Below are 24,992 nucleotides of genomic sequence, written 5' to 3'. Positions count from 1 at the left end.
CTGCGCGATGGTGATATCAATCGTCCGTTCGCAGGTGGACGGAATGAAAAGGGCGCATCGATGCGCCCTTTTCGTTTTGCTGCTCAAACCATCATCAGGTATGCGCCGAGGGCGGCACCAGCACCTTGCGGCTGTCGATCACCTGACGCCAGGTGGGATTGCCAGCGGTTTCATCCATCGCCTGCTGCATCGCGCGAATACGGCGCTTCTCGGCGCGGCGGCTGAGGTACCAGGCGAGAAAGGTCGCCAGCGACACGCTGAGCAGGATCAGACTCGCCACCGCGTTGATCTCCGGCTTCACGCCCAGGCGCACGGCGGAGAAGATCTCCATCGGCAGCGTGGTCGAACCCGGCCCGGAGACGAAGCTGGCCAGTACCAGATCGTCCAGTGACAGTGCGAACGAAAGCATGCCGCCGGCCGCTAGCGAGGGCGCGATCATCGGCATGGTGATCAGGAAGAACACCTTCCACGGCCGCGCTCCGAGGTCCATCGCCGCTTCCTCGATGGACAGGTCCAGCTCGCGCAGGCGCGCCATCACCACTACCGCGACGTAGGCCGAGCAGAACGTGGTGTGGGCGATCCAGATGGTCACCAGCCCGCGTTGCGCCGGCCAGCCGATCAGTTGCGCCATGGCGACGAACAGCAGCAGCAGGGACAGACCGGTGATCACTTCCGGCATCACCAGCGGCGCGGTGACCAGGCCACCGAACAGCGTACGGCCGCGGAACACCGGGATACGGGTGAGGACGAAAGCCGCCATCGTGCCCAGAGCCACCGCGGCGATCGCGGTATAGGCCGCGACTTCCAGCGAGCGCATTACCGCGCCCATCAACTGGGAGTTGTCGAGCAGGCCGGCGTACCACTTCAGCGACCAGCCGCCCCACACCGTCACCAGCCGCGAGGCATTGAACGAGTAGATAACCAGGATGACCATCGGCAGGTAGATGAACAGCAGCCCGAGCACCAGGATCAGGTTGGAAAAGCTCCAGCGTTTCATAGCTTGCCCTCCAGCTCTTTCGCCTGGTTCCGGTTGAACAGGATGATCGGCACCAGCAGGATCGCCAGCATCACCACCGCCAGCGCCGAGGCCACCGGCCAGTCACGGTTGTTGAAGAATTCCTGCCAGAGCACCTTGCCGATCATCAGCGTCTCCGGACCGCCGAGCAGCTCTGGGATGACGAACTCGCCGACCACCGGAATGAACACCAGCATGCAGCCGGCGATGATGCCGTTCTTCGACAGCGGCACGGTGATCTTCCAGAAGCTGGAGAGGTTGCGCGCGCCGAGGTCGGACGCAGCCTCGAGCAGGCTCGGGTCGTGCTTCACCAGGTTGGCGTAGAGCGGCAGGATCATGAACGGCAGGTAGGAGTAGACCACGCCGATGTATACCGCAGCGTCGGTATTGAGTATCTGCAACGGCGCGTCGATCAGGCCGAGGCCCTGCAACAGTCCGTTGAGGATGCCGTTGCTGCTGAGGATGCCCATCCAGGCGTAGACGCGAATCAGGATGGCGGTCCAGGTCGGCATCATGATCAGCAGCAGCAGAACCGTCTGCAGATCCTTGCGCGCACGGGCAATGGCGTAGGCCATCGGATAGCCGATCAACAGGCAGAGCAGCGTGCTGAAGAAGGCAATCTTCAGCGAGCCCAGATAGGCCGCCAGATACAGTTCGTCTTCGCTGAGGAAGATGTAGTTGCCCAGGTTGATCAGCACCTGCAGCTGCTGGTCGGCGTAGGCGAAGATGTCGGTGTACGGCGGAATGGCCACATCCGCTTCGGCAAAGCTGATCTTCAGCACGATGGCAAAGGGCAGCAGGAAGAACAGCATCAGCCACAGGAAGGGCACGCTGATGACCAGTCGGCGGCCGGTGTTCAGGGGCGAGCGCTTCATGCCTGCAACACCACGCCGCTGTCATCCCACCAGTACACGTACACCTCTTCCTCCCAGGTCGGCAGCTTCACGTGACGTTCGGCGTTGGCCATGAAGGCCTGCAGCACACCGCCGGACGGCAGCTTGATGTAGTACACCGAGTGGCCGCCAAGATAGGCGATGTCATGCACGACGCCTTTGGCCCAGTTGTAGCCGGGGCGCTCCAATTCCGGCAGTTCGGTGCCGATCAGCAGCTTTTCGGGGCGGATCGCGTAGGTGATCTGTTTGTCCTGAGCGCGGGTACTGATGCCGTGGCCGACGTAGATCGGGTTCTCAAGGCCTGCGCTGGCAATGACTGCGTGGTCGCCCATGTCCTCGATCAGCTCGCCGTCGAACAGGTTGACGTTGCCGATGAACTCGCAAACCAGGCGGCTCGCCGGGGTCTCGTAGATGTCCATCGGGCTGCCGACCTGGGCGATCCAGCCCAGATGCATGATGGCGATGCGTTCGGCCATGGTCATCGCCTCTTCCTGGTCGTGGGTCACCATCACGCAGGTCACGCCGACGCGCTCGATGATCTGCACCAACTCGAGCTGCATCTGCGAGCGCAGTTTCTTGTCCAACGCGCCCATGGGCTCATCGAGCAGCAGCAGCTTCGGCCGCTTGGCCAGCGAACGCGCCAGGGCAACGCGCTGGCGCTGCCCGCCCGACAGCTGGTGCGGCTTGCGCTTGGCGTACTGGGTCATCTGCACCAGGCCGAGCATCTCCTTCACCCGCGCCTCGACTTCCTGTTTCGGCAGACCATCCTGCTTCAGGCCGAAGGCGATGTTCTGCTCCACCGTCATGTGCGGAAACAGCGCGTAGGACTGGAACATCATGTTGATCGGCCGCTCGTAGGGCGGCATGTCGGTGATGTCCTGGCCATCGAGGAAGATGCGCCCCTCGGTGGGCCGCTCGAAGCCGGCGAGCATGCGCAGCAAGGTCGACTTGCCCGAACCCGAGCCACCGAGCAGGGCGAAGATTTCGCCCTGATGGATGCTCAGCGAGACATCATCGACCGCCACCGTTTCGTCGAACTTCTTGGTGACGCGGTCGATCTTCAGCAGCACCTGCTTGTTCTTGCTTTCGCCACTGAGGGCTTTCTTGTAGGCGCTGGAGGCAACGGCCATGCGCGAACTCCCGAAATGAAAAAGGTTGGCCGGCCTGGGCCGGGGATCTAATGGTCGTTGCAGAGAGCGCGTCGCCTGACATGCTCCCGATCGGCCGGTTCCGATTCGTCCCGGCAATGCCGCAGACGAAACGGGAACAGGCCATGGAGTTCACTTGCCGGATTTCACCTTGGTCCAGGAGCGCGTCGAAAGACGTTGAGTCTTCGGCGGTAGCTCAGCGGAGACGTACAGCCGGTCGAGCACTTCCTGCGGCGGATACACCGACGCATCGCCACGCACTTCCTGGTCCATCAGCTCGCCCGCGTTGAGATTGGGGTTGGCGTAACCGACGTAGTCGCTCACCGCGGCAATCACCTCGGGGCGCAGCAGGTAGTTGATGAAGGCATGGGCTTCTTCGACATTGCTGGCATCCGCGGGGATGGCGAGCATGTCGAACCAGAGGTTCGCGCCCTCCTTGGGAATGGCATAGGCGATCTCGACACCCTTGCCGGCTTCCTCGGCGCGGGCGGCGGCCTGGAACACATCACCGGAGAACCCGGCGGCGACGCAGATATTGCCATTGGCCAGATCGGAAATGTACTTGGACGAGTGGAAATAACGTACATGCGGCCGCACGGCCAGGAGCTTCTCCTCGGCCTTCTGATAGTCCGCCGCGTTCTCGCTGTTGGGGTCGAGCCCCAGGTAATTGAGCATGGCCGGGATCATCTCATCGGCCGAATCGAGGAAGGCGATGCCGCAACTGGCCAGCTTCTCGGCGTTCTCCGGTTCGAAGATCACCGCCCACGAGTCGATCGTGTCGACGCCCAGTGCGGCCTTGACCTTCTCGACGTTGTAGCCGATGCCGTTGGTGCCCCACAGATAGGGCGCCGCATGGGCATTGTCGGGATCGTTCTTCTGCAGCTGCTTGAGCAGTGCCGGATCGATGTTTTCCCAGTTCGGCAGCTTGCTCTTGTCCAGCGGCTGGAAGGCACCGGCGCGAATCTGCTTGCCGAGAAAATGGTTGGAAGGCACCACCACGTCGTAGCCGCTACGGCCGGCCAGCAGCTTGCCTTCAAGGGTTTCGTTGGAATCGAAGACATCGTAGACGGGCTTGATGCCAGTCTCCTGCTCGAACTCCTCCAGCGTCGTTTCGCCGATGTAATCCGACCAGTTGTAGATATGCACGGAGGCGGCCTGGGCGGTGGCCGCACCGGCTACGGCGGCGGCGACGATCAACGACTTGAGTGTCGAGCGCATGGATGAGTCCTCTTGTTACAGGCCGCGCGTGATCCCGGCGGGAAAGGCGGGCTGTTTATTGGAAAAACCTCTGAAAATCAACAGATTTGATGCAAATGTCGGTGCATCACAAAAGACAGGGAACGTGGCTACGAGACGAGCTGCGCTCAACCGGGCTCCGGTGCCGGTACGCATGCTCCATGCGGCCCGGCAACGGATCGGTCGTATCAGCGGCCCGACTTGATCTTGGTCCAGCTGCGGGTCATGGCGCGCTGGGTTTTCGGATCGAGGTCGGGGAAGGTGTACAGCTTCTTCAGCACGTCCTGGTTCGGGTAGATGCCCGCGTCGGTGCGGATCGCTTCATCCACCAGCGGGGTGGCCGCGGCGTTGCCGTTGGGGAACTGCACATAGTCGGTGATCGACGCCATGACTTCCGGCTTCATCAGGTAGTTGATGAAGACGTGGGCGCTCTCGACGTTCTTCGCGTCAGCCGGTACGGCCAGCATGTCGAAGAAGCTGCCGGCACCTTCCTTGGGAATCTTGTAGCCGACGTTGACGCCGTTGCCGGCTTCCTCGGCGCGCGCCTTGGCCTGATAGATGTCACCCGAATAGCCGATCGCCACGCAGGACTCGCCATTGGCCAGGTCGGAGATGTACTTGGAAGAGTGGAAGTAGGCCACATGCGGACGGATCTGCATGAACAGCTCTTCGGCCTTCTTCAGCTCGTCGGCCTTGCCGCTGTCCGGGGCGTAGCCCAGATAATGCAGGGCGGCGGGCAGGATTTCGGTCGGCGAATCGAGGAAGGAAACGCCGCAGGACTTCAGCTTCTCGATGTTTTCCGGCTTGAACACCAGGTCCCAGGAATCCACCGGCGCGTTGTCACCCAACACGGCCTTGACCTTGTCGACGTTGTAGCCGATGCCAATGGTGCCCCACATGTAGGGAATCGAGTACTGGTTGCCCGGATCACTCGGATCCAGCGCCTTGAGCAGGTCCTTGTCGAGGTTTTCCCAGTTCGGCAGCTTGGACTTGTCCAGTTTCTGGAACACGCCGGCCTTGATCTGCTTGGCGAGGAAGGGGTTGGACGGCACCACCACGTCATAACCGGAGCTGCCGGCCAGCAGCTTGGCCTCCAGCACTTCGTTGCTGTCGAAGACGTCGTAGACGACCTTGATGCCGGTTTCCTTGGTGAAGTTCTCCAGGGTGTCTTCGGCGATGTAGTCGGACCAGTTGTAGACGTGCAGAACCTTTTCCTGGGCCTGCGCAGCCCCGGCAACGGTGCCGGCCAGCGTCATGGCAAGTAGTGTCTTGGCGAAGGGATTCATCCGTGCAGCTCCTTTTGTCATCATTAATGTCGGGGCAGTGGAACAGGCCATGAACAACGCGGCGGCCTGGCGGTGTGGCGGCATCGACACACCCCTCGGCAGGTCTGGCCTCCAGCACGCGCGCAGTCTGGCAAGGTCAGGACCCTCTTTTCAACAAGCCGAACGCACAGCGGTGCAAACGACAACCTTAGCTCAGCTGGCGCGGGCCGCCGCACGGCTCAACCCAGCGCATCCTTGGCCGTGGCGTCGAGGCACAACCGCACCTTGCCGACCAGTTCGTCGATCTGCTCTTCGCTGATCACCAGCGGCGGCGAAATGATCATGGTGTCGCCAACCGCACGCATCACCAGGCCGTTGCGGAAGCAGTGCTCGCGACAGAGCATGCCCACACCGGGATCGGCAAAGCGTTCGCGGGTCTTCTTGTTCTTCACCAACTCGAGCGCGCCGAGCAGGCCGACGCCACGCGCCTCGCCTACCAGCGGATGCTCGAGCAGTTCCTGCCAACGGGATTGCAAATAGGGTGCCGTCTTCGTCTTCACCCGCTCGACGATCTTCTCCTCGCGCAGGATGCGGATGTTCTCCAGCGCCACCGCGGCGGCCACCGGATGCCCCGAGTAGGTGAAGCCATGGTAGAACTCGCCGCCCTCGTTGAGCGTGTGCACCACTTCGTCGCGCACCACCACACCGCCCATGGGGATGTAGCCGGAGGTCAGGCCCTTGGCGATCGGCATCAGGTCCGGCTCGAGGCCGTAGTAGTCGCTGCCGAACCACTCACCGGTACGGCCGAAGCCGCAGATGACCTCGTCGGCGATGAAGAGGATGTCGTAGCGCGCGAGGATTTCCTTGACCCGCGGCCAGTAGCTCTCGGGCGGGATGATCACGCCGCCGGCGCCCTGGATCGGTTCGGCGATGAAGGCGGCGACCTTGTCCTCGCCGACCTCGAGGATCTTCTGCTCCAGCTGGTCGGCGATGCGCACGCCGAACTCTTCCGGGCTCATGTCGCCGCCCTCGCCGAACCAGTAGGGCTGGTCGATATGCTCGATGCCGGGGATCGGGCCGTCGCCCTGCTCGTGCATGGCCTTCATGCCACCGAGGCTGGCGCCAGCGATGGTCGAGCCGTGATAGCCATTCCAGCGGCCGATGACCACCTTCTTCGCCGGCTGGCCCTTGATCGCCCAGTAATGGCGCACCATGCGCAGCACGGTGTCGTTGGCCTCCGAGCCGGAGCCGGTGAAGAACACATGGTTCATCCCGGCCGGCGCGATGTCGGCAATCGCCTTGGCCAGCGCCACGGCCGGCGGGTGGGCGGTCTGGAAGAACAGGTTGTAGTACGGCAGCTCGCGCATCTGCCTGGTCGCGGCCTCGACCAGCTCCTCGCGGCCATAGCCCAGGTTGACGCACCAGAGCCCGGCCATGGCGTCGAGGATCTTGTGGCCTTCGCTGTCCCACAGATAGACGCCTGACGCCTTGGTGATGATGCGCGTGCCTTTGGCGTTCAGCGCCTTGTAATCGGTGAACGGCGGCAGATGATGGTCGCGGCTCAGCGCTTGCCAGTGCAGGGTTTGCGAATCGCTCATCAGTCACCTCTCGATAAAAGTTCGTGCATGTTCGGTGGACGAGAAAAGCGTCATCCACCCTACGACCGGCTCCGGCGGAAGCGGCCCTACACCGACAGCATCAGGAATTCCCGCTCCCATGAGCTGATCACGCGGTGGTAGTTCTCCTGCTCGGCGCGTTTGACCGCGACGTAGCCGGTGATGAATTTCGGGCTCAGGTATTTCTCCAGCTCGCGACAGGTTTCCATCCGCTCCAGCGCTGCTTCCAGGGTCAGCGGCAGGCGCAGGTTGCGCCGTTCATAGCCACGGCCCTTGACCGGCTGGCTCGGTGGCAGCTGTTCGACCATGCCGATATAGCCGCACAGCAGGCTGGCGGCGATGGCGAGATAAGGATTGGCATCGGCACCCGGCAGACGGTTCTCGACGCGGCGGTTCTGCGGGTCGGAGTCCGGCACGCGCAGGCCCACGGTGCGGTTTTCCTCACCCCACTCGACGTTCACCGGCGCCGAGGTGTCGGGCAGGAAGCGGCGGAACGAATTGACGTTCGGCGCGAACATCGGCAGCAGCTCGGGGATGTACTTCTGCAGGCCGCCGACGTGGTGCAGGAACAGCTGGCTCATGGAGCCGTCTTCGTTGGAGAAGATGTTGCGCCCGGTCTGCAGGTCGATGACGCTCTGGTGCAGGTGCATCGCGCTGCCCGGCTCGCCGGTCATCGGCTTGGCCATGAAGGTGGCGGCGACGTTGTGCTTGAGCGCCGCCTCGCGCATGGTGCGCTTGAACACCAGGATCTGGTCGGCCAGGTGCAGTGCTTCGCCGTGACGGAAGTTGATCTCCATCTGCGCGGTGCCTTCCTCGTGGATCAGCGTATCCAGATCCAGGCCCTGCGCTTCGCACCAGTCGTACATGTCCTCGAACAGCGGGTCGAACTCGTTGGCGGCGTCGATGGAGAACGACTGGCGGCCGGTTTCCTGGCGGCCTGAGCGGCCGATCGGCGGCTGGAACGGCAGGTCCGGGTCTTCGCAGCGCTTGGTCAGGTAGAACTCCATCTCCGGCGCGACGATGGGCTGCCAACCGCGGTCGGCGTACATTTTCAGCACGCGCTTCAAGATGTTGCGCGGCGACAACTCAATGGGGTTGCCCATCTTGTCGTAGGTGTCGTGGATCACCTGAGCGGTGGGCTCGATGGCCCAGGGCACGAGGAACACCGCGTTCGGGTCGGGTCGGCAGAACATGTCGATATCGGCCGGGTCGAGCAGTTCGTAGTAGATGTCGTCCTCGACGTAATCGCCGGTCACGGTCTGCAGCAGCACGCTTTCCGGCAGGCGCATGCCCTTTTCGTCGAGAAACTTGTTGGTCGGTGAAATCTTGCCGCGGGCGATCCCGGTCAGGTCGCTGATCAGGCATTCCACTTCGGTGATCTTGCGTTCTTTCAGCCAGCCGGTGAGCTGGTCGAGTTGGATACTCATGTTGACCTCGGGGTTGCTGGGGAGGGCCGCCTGGGTCGGCCGTCAGCGTTGTCGGGCGCGCGCCTCGCAGGCTTCGGCGAAGCCGCGGAACAACGTCAGATAATGCGGATGCTCGTGAACCTTCCACTCCGGGTGCCACTGCACGCCGAGGGCGAAGCTGCGCGCCTGCTCGACGGAGAACGCCTCGATCAGCCCGTCCGGCGCCAGCGCCTCGATGCGCAGACCGGCTCCAAGCCGCTCGACGCCCTGGCCATGCACCGAGTTGACCTGGATCTGCGCCGGCAGGCCCAGCCGCTCGAGTAGCCCGCCCGGCTGCACGTGCAGCGGATGGCTGAGTCCGTACTGCACCTCCAATGGATCGTCCGGACGTTCGCGGTGGTCCTGATACGGGCCGGCTTCGTGAACCTTCTGGTGCAGGCTGCCGCCAAAGGCCACGTTCATTTCCTGAAACCCACGGCAGATGCCGAACACCGGGATGCCCGCCTCGACAGCCGCGCGAATCAGCGGCAGGGTGAGACGGTCGCGCAGCGGATCGTGATGGGTGCCCGTCTCGCTCGCCGGGCCGCCATAGTGGTGTGGCTCGACGTTCGAAGGCGAGCCGGTGAACAGCAGGCCATCGAAGGTCTCCAGCAGGGCCGCCGGGTCGATCAGCTCATCCAGCGCCGGAATCACCAGCGGCACACCGGCAATCGCCGCGGCACGCAGGTACTTGTCACCGGCGATGTGGAAACCGTGATGTCCGATCTGCTTGGTACAGGCCGAAACGCCGATCAGAGGCTTGCGAGGCATGGGATACTCGTTGTTCGAATGGGGCATACCGGAGAGTAGTCTTGTTCATTTTTATAGACAATAGCCCGAGCATTAGCCCGGTGCGCGATGGATTCAGCGCACCGGAGATGCCCCAAAAAAGGCCCATTGTGGGCACTCATGGGGCGCTGGCGGGCTACTATTGACAGTGAACAGGCTTTTCGATTGACTCCCAGACAAGCATCTGATGATTGAAATTTTTAACAATTAAGGTAATTCATCATGGCCCCGCCGCGTGCCGTTCAGCTCAACGAAGCTAACGCATTTCTCAAGGAACATCCGGAGGTTCAGTACGTCGATCTGCTGATCACCGACATGAATGGAGTCGTGCGCGGCAAGCGCATCGAGCGCGCCAGCCTGCACAAGGTCTACGAAAAGGGCATCAACCTCCCCGCTTCGCTGTTCGCCCTCGACATCAACGGAATCACCGTTGAAAGCACCGGCCTTGGCATGGATATCGGCGACTCCGACCGCACCTGTTTCCCGATCCCCAACACGCTGTGCAAGGAACCCTGGCAGAAGCGTCCCACTGCGCAGCTGCTGATGACCATGCACGAGCGCGACGGCGACCCCTTCTTCGCCGACCCGCGCGAGGTCTTGCGCCAGGTGGTGAGCAAGTTCGACGAGCTGGGCCTGACCATCTGCGCCGCCTTCGAGCTCGAGTTCTATCTGATTGATCAGGAGAACATCAACGGCCGGCCGCAGCCACCGCGCTCGCCGATCTCCGGCAAGCGCCCGCACTCGACCCAGGTCTATCTGATCGACGATCTCGACGAGTACGTCGATTGCCTGCAGGACATTCTCGAAGGCGCCAAGGAACAGGGCATTCCGGCCGACGCCATCGTCAAGGAAAGCGCCCCGGCGCAGTTCGAGGTCAACCTGCATCACGTCGCCGATCCGATCAAGGCGTGCGATTACGCGGTGCTGCTCAAGCGCCTGATCAAGAACATCGCCTACGACCACGAGATGGACACCACCTTCATGGCCAAGCCCTATCCGGGACAGGCCGGCAACGGGCTGCACGTGCATATCTCGCTGCTCGACAAGAATGGCAACAACATATTCGCCACCGAGAATCCGCTGGACAGCGAGCCGCTGCGTCACGCCATCGGCGGCCTGCAGCAGACCATGGCGGCCTCGATGGCCTTCCTCTGCCCCAACGTGAATTCCTATCGCCGTTTCGGCGCCCAGTTCTACGTGCCCAATGCGCCGTGCTGGGGCATGGACAACCGCACCGTGGCGCTGCGCGTGCCGACCGACAGCCCCGACGCCGTGCGTGTGGAACATCGGGTCGCCGGTGCCGACGCCAACCCCTACCTGCTGCTCGCCGGCATCCTCGCCGGGGTGCATCACGGCCTGACCAACAAGATCGAGCCGGATGACCCCATCGAGGGCAACTCCTACGAGCAAGTCGAGCAGAGCCTGCCGACCAACCTGCGCGACGCCCTGCGCGAGCTGGACGACAGCGAAATCATGGCGCGCTACATCAGCCCGGATTACATCGACATCTTCGTCGCCTGCAAGGAAAGCGAACTGGCCGAGTTCGAACACTCGATCTCGGACCTTGAGTACAACTGGTATCTGCATACCGTCTAGCCGCAGGCCCGCGTGCAGCGGGGCGACCGCCACGGCGGTTTGCATCCGCCGCCGTGCTGGCTTCAAATAGGCCGATGACCAAGCCCAGCCCCGCGACGCCCAGTCGCCGCCCGCGCGCCAGCAGCCAGGCGCGCATCCGCCAGATTCTCTCCAGCGCCCGTGAACTGCTCGCCGAGCAGGGTGCCGCGACGCTATCGGTGTACGCGGTGGCGGAGCGCGCCGGCATTCCGCCCTCCTCCGTCTACCACTTCTTCTCCGGCGTGCCGGCATTGCTCGCGGCGCTCACGGCCGATGTGCACGCGACGTTCAGGGCCAGCCTCGAGCAGCCCATCGATCACCAGAGCCTGAGCAGCTGGCGCGACCTGTCGCGGCTGATCGAACAGCGCATGCTCGGGGTCTACGAACAGGACAGCGCAGCCCGCCAGCTGATCCTCGCGCAGCACGGCCTCGGCGAGGTGACGCAGACCGATCAGCGCCTGGACCTGGAACTCGGCCAGGCGATGCAGGCCGTGTTCGAGCGACATTTCGCCCTGCCGCCTCTGCCGCAGGACATCGATGTGTTCGCCATGGCCGTGGAACTCGGCGACCGCGTCTATGCTCGATCCATACAGCTGTACGGCAGCCTGACGCCACGCATGGCCGAGGAAGGCCTGCGTGTATTCGATGCCTATCTCGGCCTGTATCTGCCGCCATGCCTGCCGAAGCGGGAAACACCGAACCACTGACCGATAAATATCGATAAACGGTCAGCCATTTCTTTGCCATCGGCGTTCAGCCCCCTATCAATCCAGATAACTATCGAATAAATTTGCGCTTTCGATAGCCGTCGCCCTTTCAACTGCAGCCGCGAGGTTTCCATGTCCCGAGTCGTTACCGTTGCCGCCACCCAGATGGCCTGTTCCTGGGATAGCCAGGCCAACATCGCCAATGCCGACAAGCTGGTGCGCGAGGCCGCCGCCAAGGGCGCGCAGATCATCCTCATTCAGGAGCTGTTCGAGACGCCCTACTTCTGCCAGAAACCCAATGCCGAGTACCTGCAGCTGGCGACGCCGGTCGAGGAAAACCCGGCCATCCAGCATTTTCAGAAGGTCGCCGCCGAGCTACAGGTGGTGCTGCCGATCAGCTTCTTCGAGCTGGCCGGACGCGCCCGCTTCAATTCCGTCGCCATCATCGATGCCGACGGCAAGCTGCTCGGCGTCTACCGCAAGAGCCACATTCCGGATGGCCCCGGCTACCACGAGAAGTACTACTTCAACCCGGGCGACACCGGCTTCAAGGTGTGGAACACCCGCTACGCCAAGATCGGCGTGGCCATCTGCTGGGATCAGTGGTTCCCCGAAACCGCACGCAGCATGGCGCTGATGGGCGCCGAACTGCTGTTCTACCCGACCGCCATCGGCAGCGAGCCGCACGACCCGAACATCACCTCGCGCGACCACTGGCAGCGCGTACAGCAGGGCCATGCCGGCGCCAACCTGATGCCGCTGATCGCCAGCAACCGCATCGGCCGCGAAGAGCAGGACGGCTACGACATCACCTTCTACGGCTCGTCGTTCATCGCCGACCAGTTCGGGGCCAAGGTCGAGGAAATGGACGAAACCAGCGAGGGCGTGCTGGTGCACCAGTTCGATCTCGACCAGCTCGAACACATCCGCAGCGCCTGGGGCGTGTTCCGCGATCGCCGGCCGAATCTCTACGGCTCGATCCGGACCCTGGACGGCTCGCAGCCTTCAGAGTGAGCCGCGCGCCCGCCGCTACGAACCACGGGAAAGGCCTGTCCTTTCCCGCTTCATGAGAGATGCAGATGACCACCCTGACCACCACGCCGCGTACCGATGGCTACTTCATGCCCGCCGAATGGGCACCGCACAGCCAGACCTGGATGGTCTGGCCGCAACGCCCGGACAACTGGCGTGACAATGGCGCGCCCGCGCAGGCCGCGTTCACCGCTGTCGCCAAGGCCATTGCACGCTTCGAGCCGGTTACCGTCTGCGCCAGCGCCGAGCAGTACCTCGCAGCCCGCGCGGCACTGGACGATCCGCGCATCCGCGTGGTGGAACTGAGCACCGACGACGCCTGGGTGCGCGATACCGGGCCGACCTTCGTCATCGACGACCAAGGCGGCCTGCGCGGCGTCGACTGGACGTTCAATGCCTGGGGCGGTGAAGACGGCGGCCTCTATGCCGACTGGCAGCGCGACGACGAAGTGGCGCGCAAGATCCTCGAACTCGAATACTGCGACCGCTACCGCACCGAGGGCTTCGTGCTCGAGGGCGGCTCGATCCACGTCGACGGCGAGGGCACGCTGATCACCACCGAGGAATGCCTGCTCAATCGCAATCGCAACCCGCATCTGTCCCGCGAGCAGATCGAGAGCGTGCTGCGGGAACAGCTGGCGGTCGACAGCATCATCTGGCTGCCGCACGGCCTGTTCAACGATGAAACCGACGGTCACGTCGACAACTTCTGCTGCTTCGTGCGCCCGGGCGAAGTACTGCTGGCCTGGACCGACGATGCGAACGACCCCAACTTCGAGCGCTGTCAGGCGGCCATGGCCGTGCTGCAGAGCGTTCGCGACGCCAAGGGCCGCACGCTGACGGTGCACAAGATGCCGATTCCCGGCCCGCTGCATGCGACTGCCGAAGAATGCGCCGGGGTCCTCGCCCTGGATGGCAGCCAGCCGCGCGACCCGTCGATACGCCTGGCCGGCAGCTACGTGAACTTCCTCATCGTCAACGGCGGCATCATCGCCCCAGCCTTCCGCGACCCGCTGGACGCCGAAGCCGAGCGCATCCTGGCGCAGGTCTTTCCGGAGCACCGGGTCGTCATGGTGCCTGGCCGCGAGATTCTCCTCGGCGGCGGCAACATCCACTGCATCACCCAGCAGCAGCCGGCACCGTTATCGCGCTGAAACGCTGGCCTTGAGCCTGCCAAGCCAGGCAAGGGGAGGTTCGATGGAGTTTCTGGTCAACCTCGACGTCGACGACCTGGAACGGGCCGTCGACTTCTACGGATCGGTGTTCGGTCTACGGGTCGGCCGCCCTCTCGGCACCTTCGCGGTGGAAATGCTCGGCGGCCCGACGCCGATCTATCTGTTGCTCAAGGATGCGGGCAGCGCCGCGACGCCCTATGGCTCTCGGCAACGCGACTATGCGCGGCACTGGACGCCGGTGCACCTGGACTTCGTCGTCGACGACATCGAAGCCGCTACCACCAGAGCCGTCACTCACGGCGCGCAGCTGGAACAGCCGATAACGGCTCAGGCCGGGCACAAGCCGGCGTTGATGGCCGATCCATTCGGCCATGGCTTCTGCCTGCTGCAGTTCATCGGCCGGGGTTACGACGAGCTGGCCAACTGAGCTGATCGGACATCCCCACCTGTCTGCTCAGCCGACGATCACCTGGTTCTTGCCCAGGCGCTTGGCGGTATACATCGCCGCGTCGGCGCGGGCGAACACGCTGCTCAGCTCGGGATCGCTGGCTTTCAGGTAGGTCAGGCCCAGGCTGGCGGTGACGCGAAAACGCTCGCCGTTCTCGGCGGTAAACACCACGCGTTCGATCTCGCGCTGCAGGCGTTCGGCGATCTGTTCGGCCAGATCCGGCTGACAGCCTGGCAGTACCGCGGCGAATTCCTCACCGCCGATGCGTCCGAACAGGTCGCTCTGGCGCAGCACGGCGGCGCCGCAGCGGGCCACCTTCTGCAGCACCTGATCGCCCATCTGGTGGCCGTGGGTGTCGTTGATGCGCTTGAAGTCATCGATATCCAGCAGCAGAAACGCCAGCGAGGAAGCAAACTGCCGCGCCCGCTCGAACTCGCCGCGGGCGCATTCGAAGAAGTGCCGGCGGTTGCTGCTCTGGGTTAGCACATCGGTAGTGGCCAGGCGCTGCAGTTCGCCTTCGAGCTGCTTTTTCTCGGTGATGTCTTCGGCGATACCCACGATGATCGGGCCCTGGCCACGATCGGCGCGACGACCGAGGAAACACTTGTCGCTCAACCAGCGCAACTGCCCGTCGCCACGGATGATGCGGTACTCGCGGGTTTCCACCGCGCCCTCGTCGAGCACGGCGAGCATGCTCTTCTGCGCGAACTCGACGTCATCTGGATAGATCGCGTTGCGCCATTCGCCGTAATCGGCCAGCAGCAGGGCCGGCGAGCGACCAAAGATGCGCTCGTAGGCCGGGCTGACGTAGATCATCCGCTGCGCCTGCCAGTCGAACGCCCAGAGCACGGCGTTGACGCCGCCCAGCAGGGTGCTGAACAGTTGCTCGCGCTCGCCCAGGCGGGCAGCCTCCGCGCGCGCATGCATCAGTGCGAGCAATGTCTGCGCATCGCCGCCCGGTAGCATGCCCATACCCGAATCACCCTGATTACTCGCCAGCCGCATAGCCTTCTTCCTGAAACGACCGTCGCGATTGCGACGGTACTGCATGTTGAGAATGCTGTTCAGAGAGCCGGCCAGAGGCAAAGTTCCGGCCGGCTGCAGGCCTTGTGCTTGAGCCGATGGAAGGTCAGGCGATGGCGACCGACGGGCGCAGGGAATAGGTCCGCAGATGCTCGGCGAATTCGCGCAGCGACTGGATGCCGCTGGCCTCCGCTTCGTGCACCCACTGCTTGATCGCCGCCAGCATTTCGTGGCCGTTCGAGCTGGTTCGCGTCCAGATCTGCTGCAGCGCCAGACGCTTCTCGTAGATCACCTTGAGCGACTGGCTCTGCGCCAGCATGTCGTCGATGTGCGCCTGCTGCTCCTGCTGCAGCAGACTCGGCTCTCGCGCCAGCAGACGCTTGGCCCGGCGCAGTTGATGACGCAGCGTGGCGTCGGCGCGGCCCAGTTCCTGGCGCACCAGCGGCACGATGACCAGCTTTCGGTACTGCGCCATAATCTGGAAACGGTTGTTGAGGATCGCCATGGCGCTGTCCATGTCCAGCTGCTGCTTGCCCTCGATGCGGTGGGCGATCGGCGCGGTACGGTTGACCTTTGCCAGCCGCAACAGGCTGAACAGGCGAATCCAGGCCCAGCCCATGTCGAACTCCCACTTGCGCACCGACAGCTTGGCCGAGTTCGGATAGGTGTGGTGGTTGTTGTGCAGCTCCTCGCCGCCGATGAGGATGCCCCAGGGCACGAGGTTGGTCGCCGCATCACGGCATTCGAAGTTGCGATAGCCGACCGCGTGACCGAGACCGTTGACCACACCGGCGGCCCAGAACGGAATCCAGATCATCTGCACGGCCCACACGGTGAGGCCGAGCGCGCCGAACAGCGCCAGGTCGATCAGCAGCATCAGCACGATGCCGGTATTGGGAAAACGCGAATAGAGGTTGCGCTCGATCCAGTCGTCCGGGCAGTTCTTGCCGTAGATGCGCAGGGTTTCCTCGTTCTTCGCCTCCTCCATGTACAGCTCGGCGCCCTTGCGCACGACCGTGCTCAGCCCCTTGTGTACCGGGCTGTGCGGGTCGTCGGGGGTCTCGCATTTGGCGTGGTGCTTGCGATGGATGGCAGTCCACTCGCGGGTGTTCATCGCCGTGGTCAGCCACAGCCAGAAGCGGAAGAAATGCTTGAGCGCCGGATTCAGCTCCAGCGAGCGGTGCGCCGAGTAACGGTGCAGGTAGACCGTGACGCTGACGATGGTGACGTGAGTCAGCAGCAGCGTGGTCGCGATGAGTTGCCAGACCGACAGGTCGAGTAAACCGGTGTGCCACATGATAACGGGGTGCCTCTTGCAGAACGGTGCGCCAGCGACCTCCGCTGGCGTCCACCTGCCTTCAGCCTAACACCAGGCGTCGGCGAGTCTAGGAAACGGCCCGACCGACCGTCTAAAAGCTGGTGATTTTTTAGCCAGATTCGGCTGCAATCGCTACGCTTCGGTACGTGGCGCATGCTGACGTGCATTCCCGAAAGACGCTATCGGCCGTACTGGCATAGAGCTATCATTGTTTCTTTTTTGCCTTGGAAAGTTGCGGCTCATGCAAACGTCGTACGTCGAGCGCAGCACCTCGCGCCTCTGGCCGGCCCGCCGATGACGAACGCCGGCATCACCACACCCCACTGGATATTTACGCTCGGCAGCCTGCTGCTCGTGCTGCTGTTCGGCAGCCTGGCATTCAATGACTACCGCGCGCGCGATGCCGCCTGGCACCTGGAAATCGACACTCACGGCGAGCTGCAGAGCCTGGCGCTGCAGAGCGCGCAGCTCAATCAGCGGCGGCAGGCCGACATGGTCGCCACGGCGCTGGCCGGCAATGCCGAAGTGCTGCGCCAGGTGCGCCAGATCGATACGGTGCTGCGCGATGGCCGGGCCATGGACGAAGCACGGATCGAACTGGCACGCCAGCGTCTGCGCGCCGCGTTGAGCCCGGCCTGGAGCGCCATGCAACGCCACGGCGCGCTGCAGTTGCAGATATTCTGGAGCGACGCCGGGGTCGCCCTGCTGCGCATGCAGCAACCGGAGCGCTTCGGTGACGCAATGGCGGCGCAGCGCCCGATGCTGCGCCGCGCGATGAGCGAAGGCAGCATGCAGTACGGCATGGAGGTCAATGCGCTCGGCGCCAGCAGTCGCGCCATCGTTCCTTTGCGTGCCACCGACAGCGAGTCCGGCGAGATCATCGGCGCCCTGGAAGTCGGCTACAACGTGCTGCCGGAATTGCCCGAGCTGGGCGATCAGCTGGCTGCCGGGCTGGCGCTGGTGGTCAATCGCCAGGCACTGCAGGCGGCGGACGTGGAATCCCCCAGTGGCGTGCAACTGCGCAGCGACGGCGACTGGCTGCTGATCGAGCATTCGGCGACGCAGATTCTGCACTGGGCGCAGCAGGGCATGCTGCCCGAGCCGGAGAGCGGCATGGCCCTGCGCCTGCTGAGTGCCGACGGTCGCACCTACATGCTCAACCAGATTCCCCTGCACAGCGAGCGCCGGGCCCAGCCATCGGCGCCGCTGCTGGCAGCGGCGCTGGTCTGGCGCGACATCAGCGCCATGCAGCAGGAGCACGAACAGGCCGAGCGCCGGCTGCTGATCAAATGGAGCCTGGCCTGGCTGATCGCCGAGGCGCTGCTGCTGACTCTGGCGGTGCTGCTGCAACGGCGCATCAGCGTGCAGCTGCAGCACCAGTTCAGCCAGCAACAGCAAGGCCGTCGTCGCCAGCGCCTGCTCGACCGCGCACAGAAGATCGCCAGCCTGTTGCCCGGCGTGGTGTTTCAGCTCAAGCGCTTCGCCAACGGCCGCTATGCCTTCCTCTATGCCAGCGAGGGCGCACGTGACCTGTACGGCATCGACCCGCAGCGGCTACTGGAAGATGCTTCCCAGGCCCTGGTGCACGTTCACCCGCAAGACCTGCCGCGGCTGAAAGCCGCACTGCTGCGCCTGGCTGCGCGGTCGACGACCGGTTCGGTGGAGTTCCGCATCCAGCATCCGCAACGCGGCCTGCTCTGGGCCGAGGGACGTGCCACCGCCGAACGACGTCCCGACGGCACCGTGCTCTGGCACGGCTTCGTCACCGAGATCACCGAACTGATGGAAGCCACCCGCGCGCTGCAGAAGAGCGAGAGCCGCTTCCGCGCCATGGTCAGCAACCTGCCGGGCGTGGTCTACCGCTGCCGCAACGACGGTCGCCGGCGCATGAGCTACCTGAGCGACGGCATCGAACGCCTGACCGGCTACCCGGCCAGCGATTTCGTCGGCGACCGTGTGCGCAGCTACGCCAGCCTGATTCATCCCGAGGATCTGGAGCTGGCCCGGCAGCACGCCGAGCAGGACACCTTCGAGGGCATCTACCGACTCACCAATGCCGAAGGCCGGACCGTCTACGTGCGGGAAAAAGCCCGCGTCCTGCACGAGCGTGACGACCCGGTGGGCTGGTGCGACGGCTTCATCTGGGATGTCACCGACCAGGCGCTGGCCAAGGAAGAGATGCAGGAGCGCGAGCGCTACCTGAGCATGCTGATCGACAACGTGATCGACGCCATCATCATCATCGACGCCCGCGGCATCATCGAAACCTTCAACCATGCCGCCGAACAGATCTTCGGCTACAGCGCCGCGGAGGTCATCGGCCGCAACCTGTCGATGCTCATGCCCGAACCGGACCGCTCCGCCCACGACGGCTATCTGGAAACCTACGAGCGACGCGGCATTCCTCGCGCGCTGGAGCAGAACCGCGAACTCACCGCCCTGCGGCGTACCGGCGAAACCTTCACCATCGAACTGCGCGTCTCGCAGATCAACCACCACGGCGAGCGCCGATTCATCGGCCTGGTGCGCGACATCACCGAGCGCAAGCGCATCGAGCGGATGAAGAGTGAGCTGGTGTCCATCGTCAGCCACGAGCTGCGTACGCCACTGACCTCGATCTCCGGTGCCCTCGGCCTGATCGTCGGCGGTGCCTTGGGCGAACCCTCGCCAAACATGGGCCAGATGATCAGCATCGCCCACCAGAACAGCCTGCGCCTGGGGCGCCTGGTGGACGACCTGCTGGACATGGACAAGCTGGTCGCCGGCAAGATGACCCTCGACCTGCGCGCGCATGCGCTGCCGACGCAGCTGCAACAGGCAATCGCCGCCAATCAGGGCTATGCCGCCAAGCACGGTGTCACGCTGGAGCTGCTGCCCGCGCCGGACGTGCAGCTGATGACAGACGACGACCGGTTGCAGCAGGTACTGGCCAATCTCATCTCCAATGCGGTCAAATTCTCGCCGCAGGGTGGCACCGTTACGCTCGGCAGCGAGCGACGCGATGACTGGGTGCGAATCTCGGTACGCGATCAGGGACCGGGCATCGCCGCCGAATTCCACACACGAATCTTCCAGAAGTTCTCCCAGGCCGATTCCTCCGACAGCCGCCAGAAGGAAGGCACCGGGCTAGGCCTGGCCATTAGCAAGGAACTGATCGAACACATGCACGGCCGGATCGGTTTCGATTCCGAGCCCGGCGAAGGCGCCTGTTTCTGGTGCGAATTACCAGTCGCGCCGCTGGCGCAAGATCGATCCTGATGCTTCCGTTAAGCGGACGCGCACGCAAACGACCCCCGGAGGCACAATGGCCGAGCTAAGGCGCATCCTGCACGTTGAAGACGATCCGTCGATTCAGGCGGTGACCAAACTGGCCCTGGAGGCCGTTGGCGGATACGAGGTGCTGTCCTGCTCCTCTGGCGCACAGGCGCTGGAGGAAGTCGAAGCCTTCGCCCCCGACTTCGTCCTGCTGGACGTGATGATGCCGGGCATGGACGGTCCGCAGACGCTGCTCAGATTGCGCGAGCGCATCGACCTGGAACGGATTCCGGTAACATTCATGACCGCCAAGGTGCAGCCGAGCGAGATCGAGCACCTGCGCAAGCTGGGCGCGCGCGACGTGATCGTCAAGCCGTTCGACCCGATGCAGCTGGCCGAGCAGATTCGCAGCATCTGGCTGAGTGGCCGATACTAGGCAGAACTGCTTAACCCCCCGGTCGTGAAACGCTGCCGACCGGACGCCCCCACCGAACCAGCAAGGCGCGACGATGGAGTCACCGCAACAAAGCACGACGCCGATGCCATCGACCGCCCAGCCGCGCGAGCTGTCACGCCTGGCAGCGTTGCTGCGCTACGAAATCCTCGACACCCCCGAAGACAGCGCCTTCGATGACTTCACAGCGCTTGCCGCGCAGATGTGCGACACGCCGATCGCGCTGATCTCGCTGGTCGACGACCGCCGCCAGTGGTTCAAGAGCAGGGTCGGCCTCGACGTCAGCGAGACCTCGCGGGAGATCTCCTTCTGCACCTTCACCATCGCCGGCGACGAGATCTTCGAGGTACCGGATACGCTGCAGGACCCGCGTTTTAGCAACAACCCGCTGGTGCTCGGCGATCCGCATATCCGCTTCTATGCCGGCACGCCGCTGACCTCGCCGGATGGCTACAACCTCGGCACCCTGTGCGTGATCGACCGCCAGCCACGCCGCCTCAGCCCAGAGCAGCGCGAGACCCTGGAGCGCCTCGGGCGCCAGGTGATCCGCCTGTTCGAGCAGCATCTGCTGGCGCACCGCCATGCGGAGCAGGCGGCGTTGCAACAGGCGATCCTCGACAGCGCCTCCAGCGCCGTGCTGGTGACCCGCCCCGACGGCGTAGTGACCAGCGTCAACCCGACCGCCGAACGCCTGCTGGGCTACAGCGAACAGGCGCTGGTCGGCCATCCGCTGACCGCCGCGCTGTTCCGTCCGGAGGCGCTACAGCGCCGGGCGCTGCTGCTTTCCAGCGAACTGCAGGTGCCGGTCGAGGCCGATTTCTCGGTGCTGAGCGCGCCGCTGCACCGCGGCCGACGCGACATGTCCGAATGGCGCCTGCGCCACCAGAATGGCCACGAGGTGCCGGTGCTGCTGGGCGTGACTGCGATCCATGACGAGCAGGAGCACCTGCGCGGCTACCTGGTCAACGCCTACGACCTGGCCTATCAGGAGCAGCTGCAACTGCGCCTGCAGCAGATCGCCGCGCAGGTCCCGGGCATGCTCTTCCAGTTCCACTGGCGCGCCGATGGCCCGGCGTGCTTTCCCTACGTCAGCGAGGGCGTCGAGCAGATCTACGGGCTGAGCCCCGGGCAGCTGGCCGGCAGCTTCGCGCCGATCGTCGGCCGGGTTCACGGGCCCGACCGCAGCGCGCTGCTGATCAGCATCCGCAAGGCTGCAAGCGAGCTTACGCCCTGGCACAGCGAGCACCGCGTCGAACACCCGCGCAAGGGGCTGATCTGGGTCGAGGCACGGGCCACGCCACTGCAGCAGGCCGATGGCACTGTACTCTGGCACGGTTTCGTCACCGATATCACCGCGCGCAAGGCCGAGCAGCTGGAGCTGGACAAGCAGCAGGAAATGAACCGGCGCCTGCTCGAGGCGCTGAGCGAAGCGGTGATCGCCTGCGACGCCGAGGGCAATCTGACCCTGTTCAACGAGAAGGCCAAGCAGTGGCATGGCGCCGATGTCGCCCCGTTATCGCCGAGCGAATGGGCCCGCCATTACCGGTTGTACCGCGCCGATGGCGTCACCCCGCTGGAACCCGAAGAGATTCCGCTGCGCCGCGCCCTCAATGGCGAGCACGTCATCGATCACGAGATGGTGCTGCTGAGCAATGGCGCACCGCGGCACGTACTGTCCAACGCCGACCCGCTGTACACCTCCGATGGCCAGCGAATGGGCGCGGTCGTCGTGCTGCACGACATCACCGAACGCAAGCGCATCGAACGCCTGCAGCGCGAGTTCATCTCCACCGTCAGTCATGAGCTGCGCACGCCGCTGACGTCCATCACCGGTGCGCTGGCGCTGATCTGCTCGAACGTCATGGGCGAAGTGCCCGAGTCGATGCACGAACTGCTGGAGATCGCCCAGCAGAACAGCCAGCGCCTGAGCGCGCTGATCGACGACCTGCTGGACATGGACAAGCTGCACGCCGGCAAGATGCGCTTCGACATGCTCGAACAACCGCTGCAGCCGCAGCTGGAGCTGGCCCTGCGCAGCAACGGCAGCTACGCCGAACGGCATGGCGTGCAACTGCACCTCGGCGCCTGCCCGCCGGTAAACGTGACGGTCGACGCCATGCGCCTGCAGCAGGTGCTGAGCAACCTGCTGTCCAACGCGGCGAAGTTTTCCCCGGCCGGTGAACGGGTCGAGCTGTCGGCGCAGGTCAGTGACGGCCGGGTACGGGTCAGCGTCCGAGACCAGGGCCCGGGCATTTCCGACGAATTTCGTGCGCGGGTATTCCAGAAGTTCGCCCAGGCCGACTCGTCCGACAGCCGCCAGCAAGGCGGAACCGGACTGGGCCTGGCGATCAGCAAGGAGCTGATCGAGCACATGGGCGGGCAGATCGGCTTCGAATCCGAACCGAGCCAGGGCGCCTGCTTCTGGTTCGAACTACCCATACAAGGCCAGGCCAAGGAGAGCCCGTGATGAAACAGCTCAAGCGCATCCTGCACGTCGAAGACGTACCGTCCATCCAGGTGGTGACGCGTATCGCCCTGGAAAAGCTCGGCGGCTTCGAAGTGCTCAGCTGTCAGTCCGGCCAGGCCGCGCTCGACCAGGTGCAGGCCTTCGCTCCGGACCTGATCCTGCTCGATGTGATGCTGCCGCAGATGGACGGCATCGAGCTGGTTCGCCAACTAGCCGATCTGGTCGATCTGCAGCAGACGCCCGTGGTGTTTCTCACCGGCCACCTGCAGCCCGAACGGCTGCAGGAGCTGCGCCAGCTCGGCGTGCGCCAGGTGCTGGGCAAGCCCTTCGACCCGCTGCAACTTGCCACCCAGTTGCGGCAGATCTGGGAGGCCGAGCATGGATGATCGCACCCGCCTGGCGCTGCAAGAGCAGCTGGCGCAGCTGGAACAGCAGTTCGGCGAGCGCCTGCAGGCCGACCTGACCGACCTCGCCACGCTCGCCCAGGATCTGCAGCAGACCCGTGCCACCGCCAGCCGCCGGCTGGTGATGCTGAGCATCCGCGAGCGCCTGCATCGGCTGGCCGGCGCCGCCGGCACCTTCGGCTTCGCCAAGCTCGGGGAGCGCGCCAGGCAGTTGGAGCAGCGGGCTGACCGCTGGCTGGATTCGGCCAAGCCGGGCAGCCGCGCCGCCGAGGCCTTCGCCCGCGCGGTGCTGCAGTTGGCCGGCGAAACCCCTGGCCAGGAACGCGACGGCGCGGCGGAACTGCCGGAGCACCACGAGGAGCCTGCACCCGGCTGTCGCATCTACCTGATGAAGGCCGATCCGGTCGCGGGCGCCAGCATGGCGGTGACCCTACGCAACTTCGGTTATCTGGTCAGCCAGTGGCCCAACTTCGCCGCACTGCAAGCGGCCGTGGCCGATGAACTGCCCGACGCGCTGATCGTCAGCGTGCAGCAGGACAGCGATTTCGACGCGCTCGCCGCTCTGCAGCAAGGCCTCGAGCAGCCACTGCCGCTGCTGGTCATCCATGACCGGGCCGATTTCGCCAGCCAGCTGGCCGCGGTGCGTGCCGGCGCCCAGGGCTTCTTCGTCCGCCCGCTGGATATCACCCAGCTGGAGAACAGCCTGGAGCGCTGCCTCGATCGGCAGCAGGGCGAACCCTTCCGCGTGCTGATCGTCGATGACGACGCCGAGCTGGCCGCACGCTACAGCCTGGTGCTGCGCAACGCGCAGATGCAGGTGCAGATCCTTACCGAACCGACCCGCGTACTGGAGACCATGCGCAGCTTCAACCCCGAGGTACTGCTGCTGGACGTCAACATGCCGGACTGCTCGGGGCCAGAGCTGGCGCAGATGATCCGCCTGCATGACGAATGGCTGCGGGTGACCATCATCTACCTTTCCGCCGAGACCGATACCCACCGGCAGATGGCGGCGCTGCTCAAGGCCGGCGACGATTTCATCACCAAGCCGATCAGCGATACCGCGCTGGTGGCCGCGGTGTATTCCCACGCCCAGCGTGCGCGCTCGCTGAGTACGGCGCTGGCCCGCGACAGCCTGACCGGCCTGCTCAAGCACGCCGATATCAAGGAACAGCTGGCGTTGGAAGTGCAGCGCACCACCCGCACCGGCAAACCCGCCAGCGTGGTGATGCTCGACCTCGATCATTTCAAGCAGATCAACGACACCTACGGGCACGCCGCCGGCGACAACGTCATCCGCGCCCTGGCCAACCTGCTACGCCAGCGCTTGCGGCGTATCGACAGCCTCGGCCGCTACGGGGGCGAGGAGTTCGTCGCCGTGTTGCCCGAATGCTCGGCCCTGCAGGCCCGACGCATTTTCGACGAAATCCGCGTGCGCTTCGCTGCGCTGAGCTTCAATGCCGGCGACCAGGAGTTCCGCGTGACCTTCAGTGCCGGCATCTGCGAGACCGACGGCCAGAGCGCCTCCGGCCTGCTGCTCGAGCATGCCGACCAGGCGCTGTACGTGGCCAAGCACAACGGCCGCAACCAGGTGCAGATCGCCCAGCGCTGAGCGCCCGGCCCTTTCGGCGGCGAACCGCTGTGGTTCGTGCAGGTCTGACTACACTGAGTTCATCCCGGTGACCACG

Annotated in this window: 20 protein-coding genes; 10 read left to right on the top strand and 10 right to left on the bottom strand. The window is 64.4% G+C overall.

What is annotated here, in order from left to right; translation table 11 throughout:
- Window positions 1-94: 94 nt before the first annotated feature.
- From RT582_RS14145 to RT582_RS14110, 8 genes are all read right to left on the bottom strand, one after another.
- Complete coding sequence (locus tag RT582_RS14145) at window positions 95-997, bottom strand: ABC transporter permease subunit (RefSeq protein WP_014822162.1); 903 nt, start codon at window positions 995-997, stop codon at window positions 95-97.
- A complete protein-coding gene (locus tag RT582_RS14140) occupies window positions 994-1,890 on the bottom strand; it encodes an ABC transporter permease subunit (RefSeq protein ID WP_014822163.1) in 897 nt (298 codons plus the stop codon). Before RT582_RS14140 ends, RT582_RS14145 begins: the two co-directional genes overlap by 4 nt.
- A complete protein-coding gene (gene potA, locus RT582_RS14135) occupies window positions 1,887-3,038 on the bottom strand; it encodes a polyamine ABC transporter ATP-binding protein (RefSeq protein WP_014822164.1) in 1,152 nt (383 codons plus the stop codon). Before potA ends, RT582_RS14140 begins: the two co-directional genes overlap by 4 nt.
- Before the next feature lie 150 nt (window positions 3,039-3,188).
- A complete protein-coding gene (locus RT582_RS14130; RefSeq protein WP_313478005.1) occupies window positions 3,189-4,274 on the bottom strand; it encodes a polyamine ABC transporter substrate-binding protein in 1,086 nt (361 codons plus the stop codon).
- 206 nt (window positions 4,275-4,480) lie between these two features.
- A complete protein-coding gene (locus RT582_RS14125) occupies window positions 4,481-5,578 on the bottom strand; it encodes a polyamine ABC transporter substrate-binding protein (protein ID WP_313478003.1) in 1,098 nt (365 codons plus the stop codon).
- Window positions 5,579-5,796: 218 nt separating this feature from the next.
- Window positions 5,797-7,155: an aspartate aminotransferase family protein gene (locus RT582_RS14120; RefSeq protein ID WP_014822167.1), complete on the bottom strand. Its 1,359-nt coding sequence runs from the start codon at window positions 7,153-7,155 to the stop codon at window positions 5,797-5,799.
- 86 nt (window positions 7,156-7,241) lie between these two features.
- Window positions 7,242-8,600 carry a glutamine synthetase family protein gene (locus RT582_RS14115; protein WP_041015505.1) on the bottom strand — a complete coding sequence of 453 codons (1,359 nt, stop codon included), beginning with the start codon at window positions 8,598-8,600 and terminating at the stop codon, window positions 7,242-7,244.
- A 42-nt stretch (window positions 8,601-8,642) separates the two neighbouring features.
- On the bottom strand, window positions 8,643-9,389 hold the full coding sequence (locus RT582_RS14110) for a gamma-glutamyl-gamma-aminobutyrate hydrolase family protein (protein WP_046618196.1): 747 nt from the start codon (window positions 9,387-9,389) through the stop codon (window positions 8,643-8,645).
- 240 nt (window positions 9,390-9,629) lie between these two features.
- Between RT582_RS14110 and RT582_RS14105 the strand changes: the two genes are divergently transcribed.
- The 5 genes from RT582_RS14105 (at window position 9,630) to RT582_RS14085 (ending at window position 14,362) form a co-directional block, all read left to right on the top strand.
- Window positions 9,630-11,003, top strand: coding sequence for a glutamine synthetase family protein (locus RT582_RS14105; RefSeq protein ID WP_014822170.1), 1,374 nt, complete (start codon window positions 9,630-9,632; stop codon window positions 11,001-11,003).
- Window positions 11,004-11,077: 74 nt separating this feature from the next.
- Window positions 11,078-11,728, top strand: a complete 651-nt coding sequence (locus tag RT582_RS14100) for a TetR/AcrR family transcriptional regulator (RefSeq protein ID WP_313478000.1) — start codon at window positions 11,078-11,080, stop codon at window positions 11,726-11,728.
- Between the two features lie 132 nt (window positions 11,729-11,860).
- Entirely contained in the window at window positions 11,861-12,742 is an 882-nt protein-coding gene (gene aguB / locus RT582_RS14095) for an N-carbamoylputrescine amidase (RefSeq protein ID WP_313477998.1), read from the top strand.
- Between the two features lie 65 nt (window positions 12,743-12,807).
- Entirely contained in the window at window positions 12,808-13,914 is a 1,107-nt protein-coding gene (aguA, locus tag RT582_RS14090) for an agmatine deiminase (protein WP_313477996.1), read from the top strand.
- A 43-nt stretch (window positions 13,915-13,957) separates the two neighbouring features.
- Window positions 13,958-14,362: a VOC family protein gene (locus tag RT582_RS14085; protein ID WP_313477994.1), complete on the top strand. Its 405-nt coding sequence runs from the start codon at window positions 13,958-13,960 to the stop codon at window positions 14,360-14,362.
- A gap of 27 nt (window positions 14,363-14,389) precedes the next feature.
- Here the strand turns inward: RT582_RS14085 and RT582_RS14080 are convergent, their stop codons facing one another.
- A complete protein-coding gene (locus RT582_RS14080) occupies window positions 14,390-15,388 on the bottom strand; it encodes a GGDEF domain-containing protein (protein ID WP_014822177.1) in 999 nt (332 codons plus the stop codon).
- A gap of 124 nt (window positions 15,389-15,512) precedes the next feature.
- Entirely contained in the window at window positions 15,513-16,703 is a 1,191-nt protein-coding gene (gene desA / locus RT582_RS14075; protein WP_312143016.1) for a delta-9 fatty acid desaturase DesA, read from the bottom strand.
- 315 nt (window positions 16,704-17,018) lie between these two features.
- Here desA and RT582_RS14070 point away from each other — a divergent pair, with 315 nt between their 5' ends.
- From RT582_RS14070 to RT582_RS14050, 5 genes are all read left to right on the top strand, one after another.
- Entirely contained in the window at window positions 17,019-19,982 is a 2,964-nt protein-coding gene (locus RT582_RS14070; protein ID WP_313477992.1) for a PAS domain S-box protein, read from the top strand.
- 46 nt (window positions 19,983-20,028) lie between these two features.
- On the top strand, window positions 20,029-20,415 hold the full coding sequence (locus tag RT582_RS14065; RefSeq protein WP_313477990.1) for a response regulator: 387 nt from the start codon (window positions 20,029-20,031) through the stop codon (window positions 20,413-20,415).
- 73 nt (window positions 20,416-20,488) lie between these two features.
- Window positions 20,489-22,900 (top strand): PAS domain S-box protein, encoded by a 2,412-nt coding sequence (locus RT582_RS14060; protein WP_313477987.1) that lies wholly within the window; start codon window positions 20,489-20,491, stop codon window positions 22,898-22,900.
- On the top strand, window positions 22,900-23,286 hold the full coding sequence (locus tag RT582_RS14055; protein WP_014822181.1) for a response regulator: 387 nt from the start codon (window positions 22,900-22,902) through the stop codon (window positions 23,284-23,286). The genes RT582_RS14060 and RT582_RS14055 overlap by 1 nt, the downstream gene beginning before the upstream one ends.
- Window positions 23,279-24,916 (top strand): diguanylate cyclase, encoded by a 1,638-nt coding sequence (locus tag RT582_RS14050; RefSeq protein ID WP_313477985.1) that lies wholly within the window; start codon window positions 23,279-23,281, stop codon window positions 24,914-24,916. The genes RT582_RS14055 and RT582_RS14050 overlap by 8 nt, the downstream gene beginning before the upstream one ends.
- Window positions 24,917-24,992 lie beyond the last annotated feature (76 nt).

Origin of the sequence: Stutzerimonas kunmingensis, assembly GCF_032106285.1 — a bacterium.
In the GTDB taxonomy this organism is placed as follows: Bacteria; Pseudomonadota; Gammaproteobacteria; order Pseudomonadales; family Pseudomonadaceae; genus Stutzerimonas; species Stutzerimonas kunmingensis_B.
Note: the sequence above shows the minus strand (reverse complement) of the source record. Positions and strands in the feature narration are given on the sequence as shown.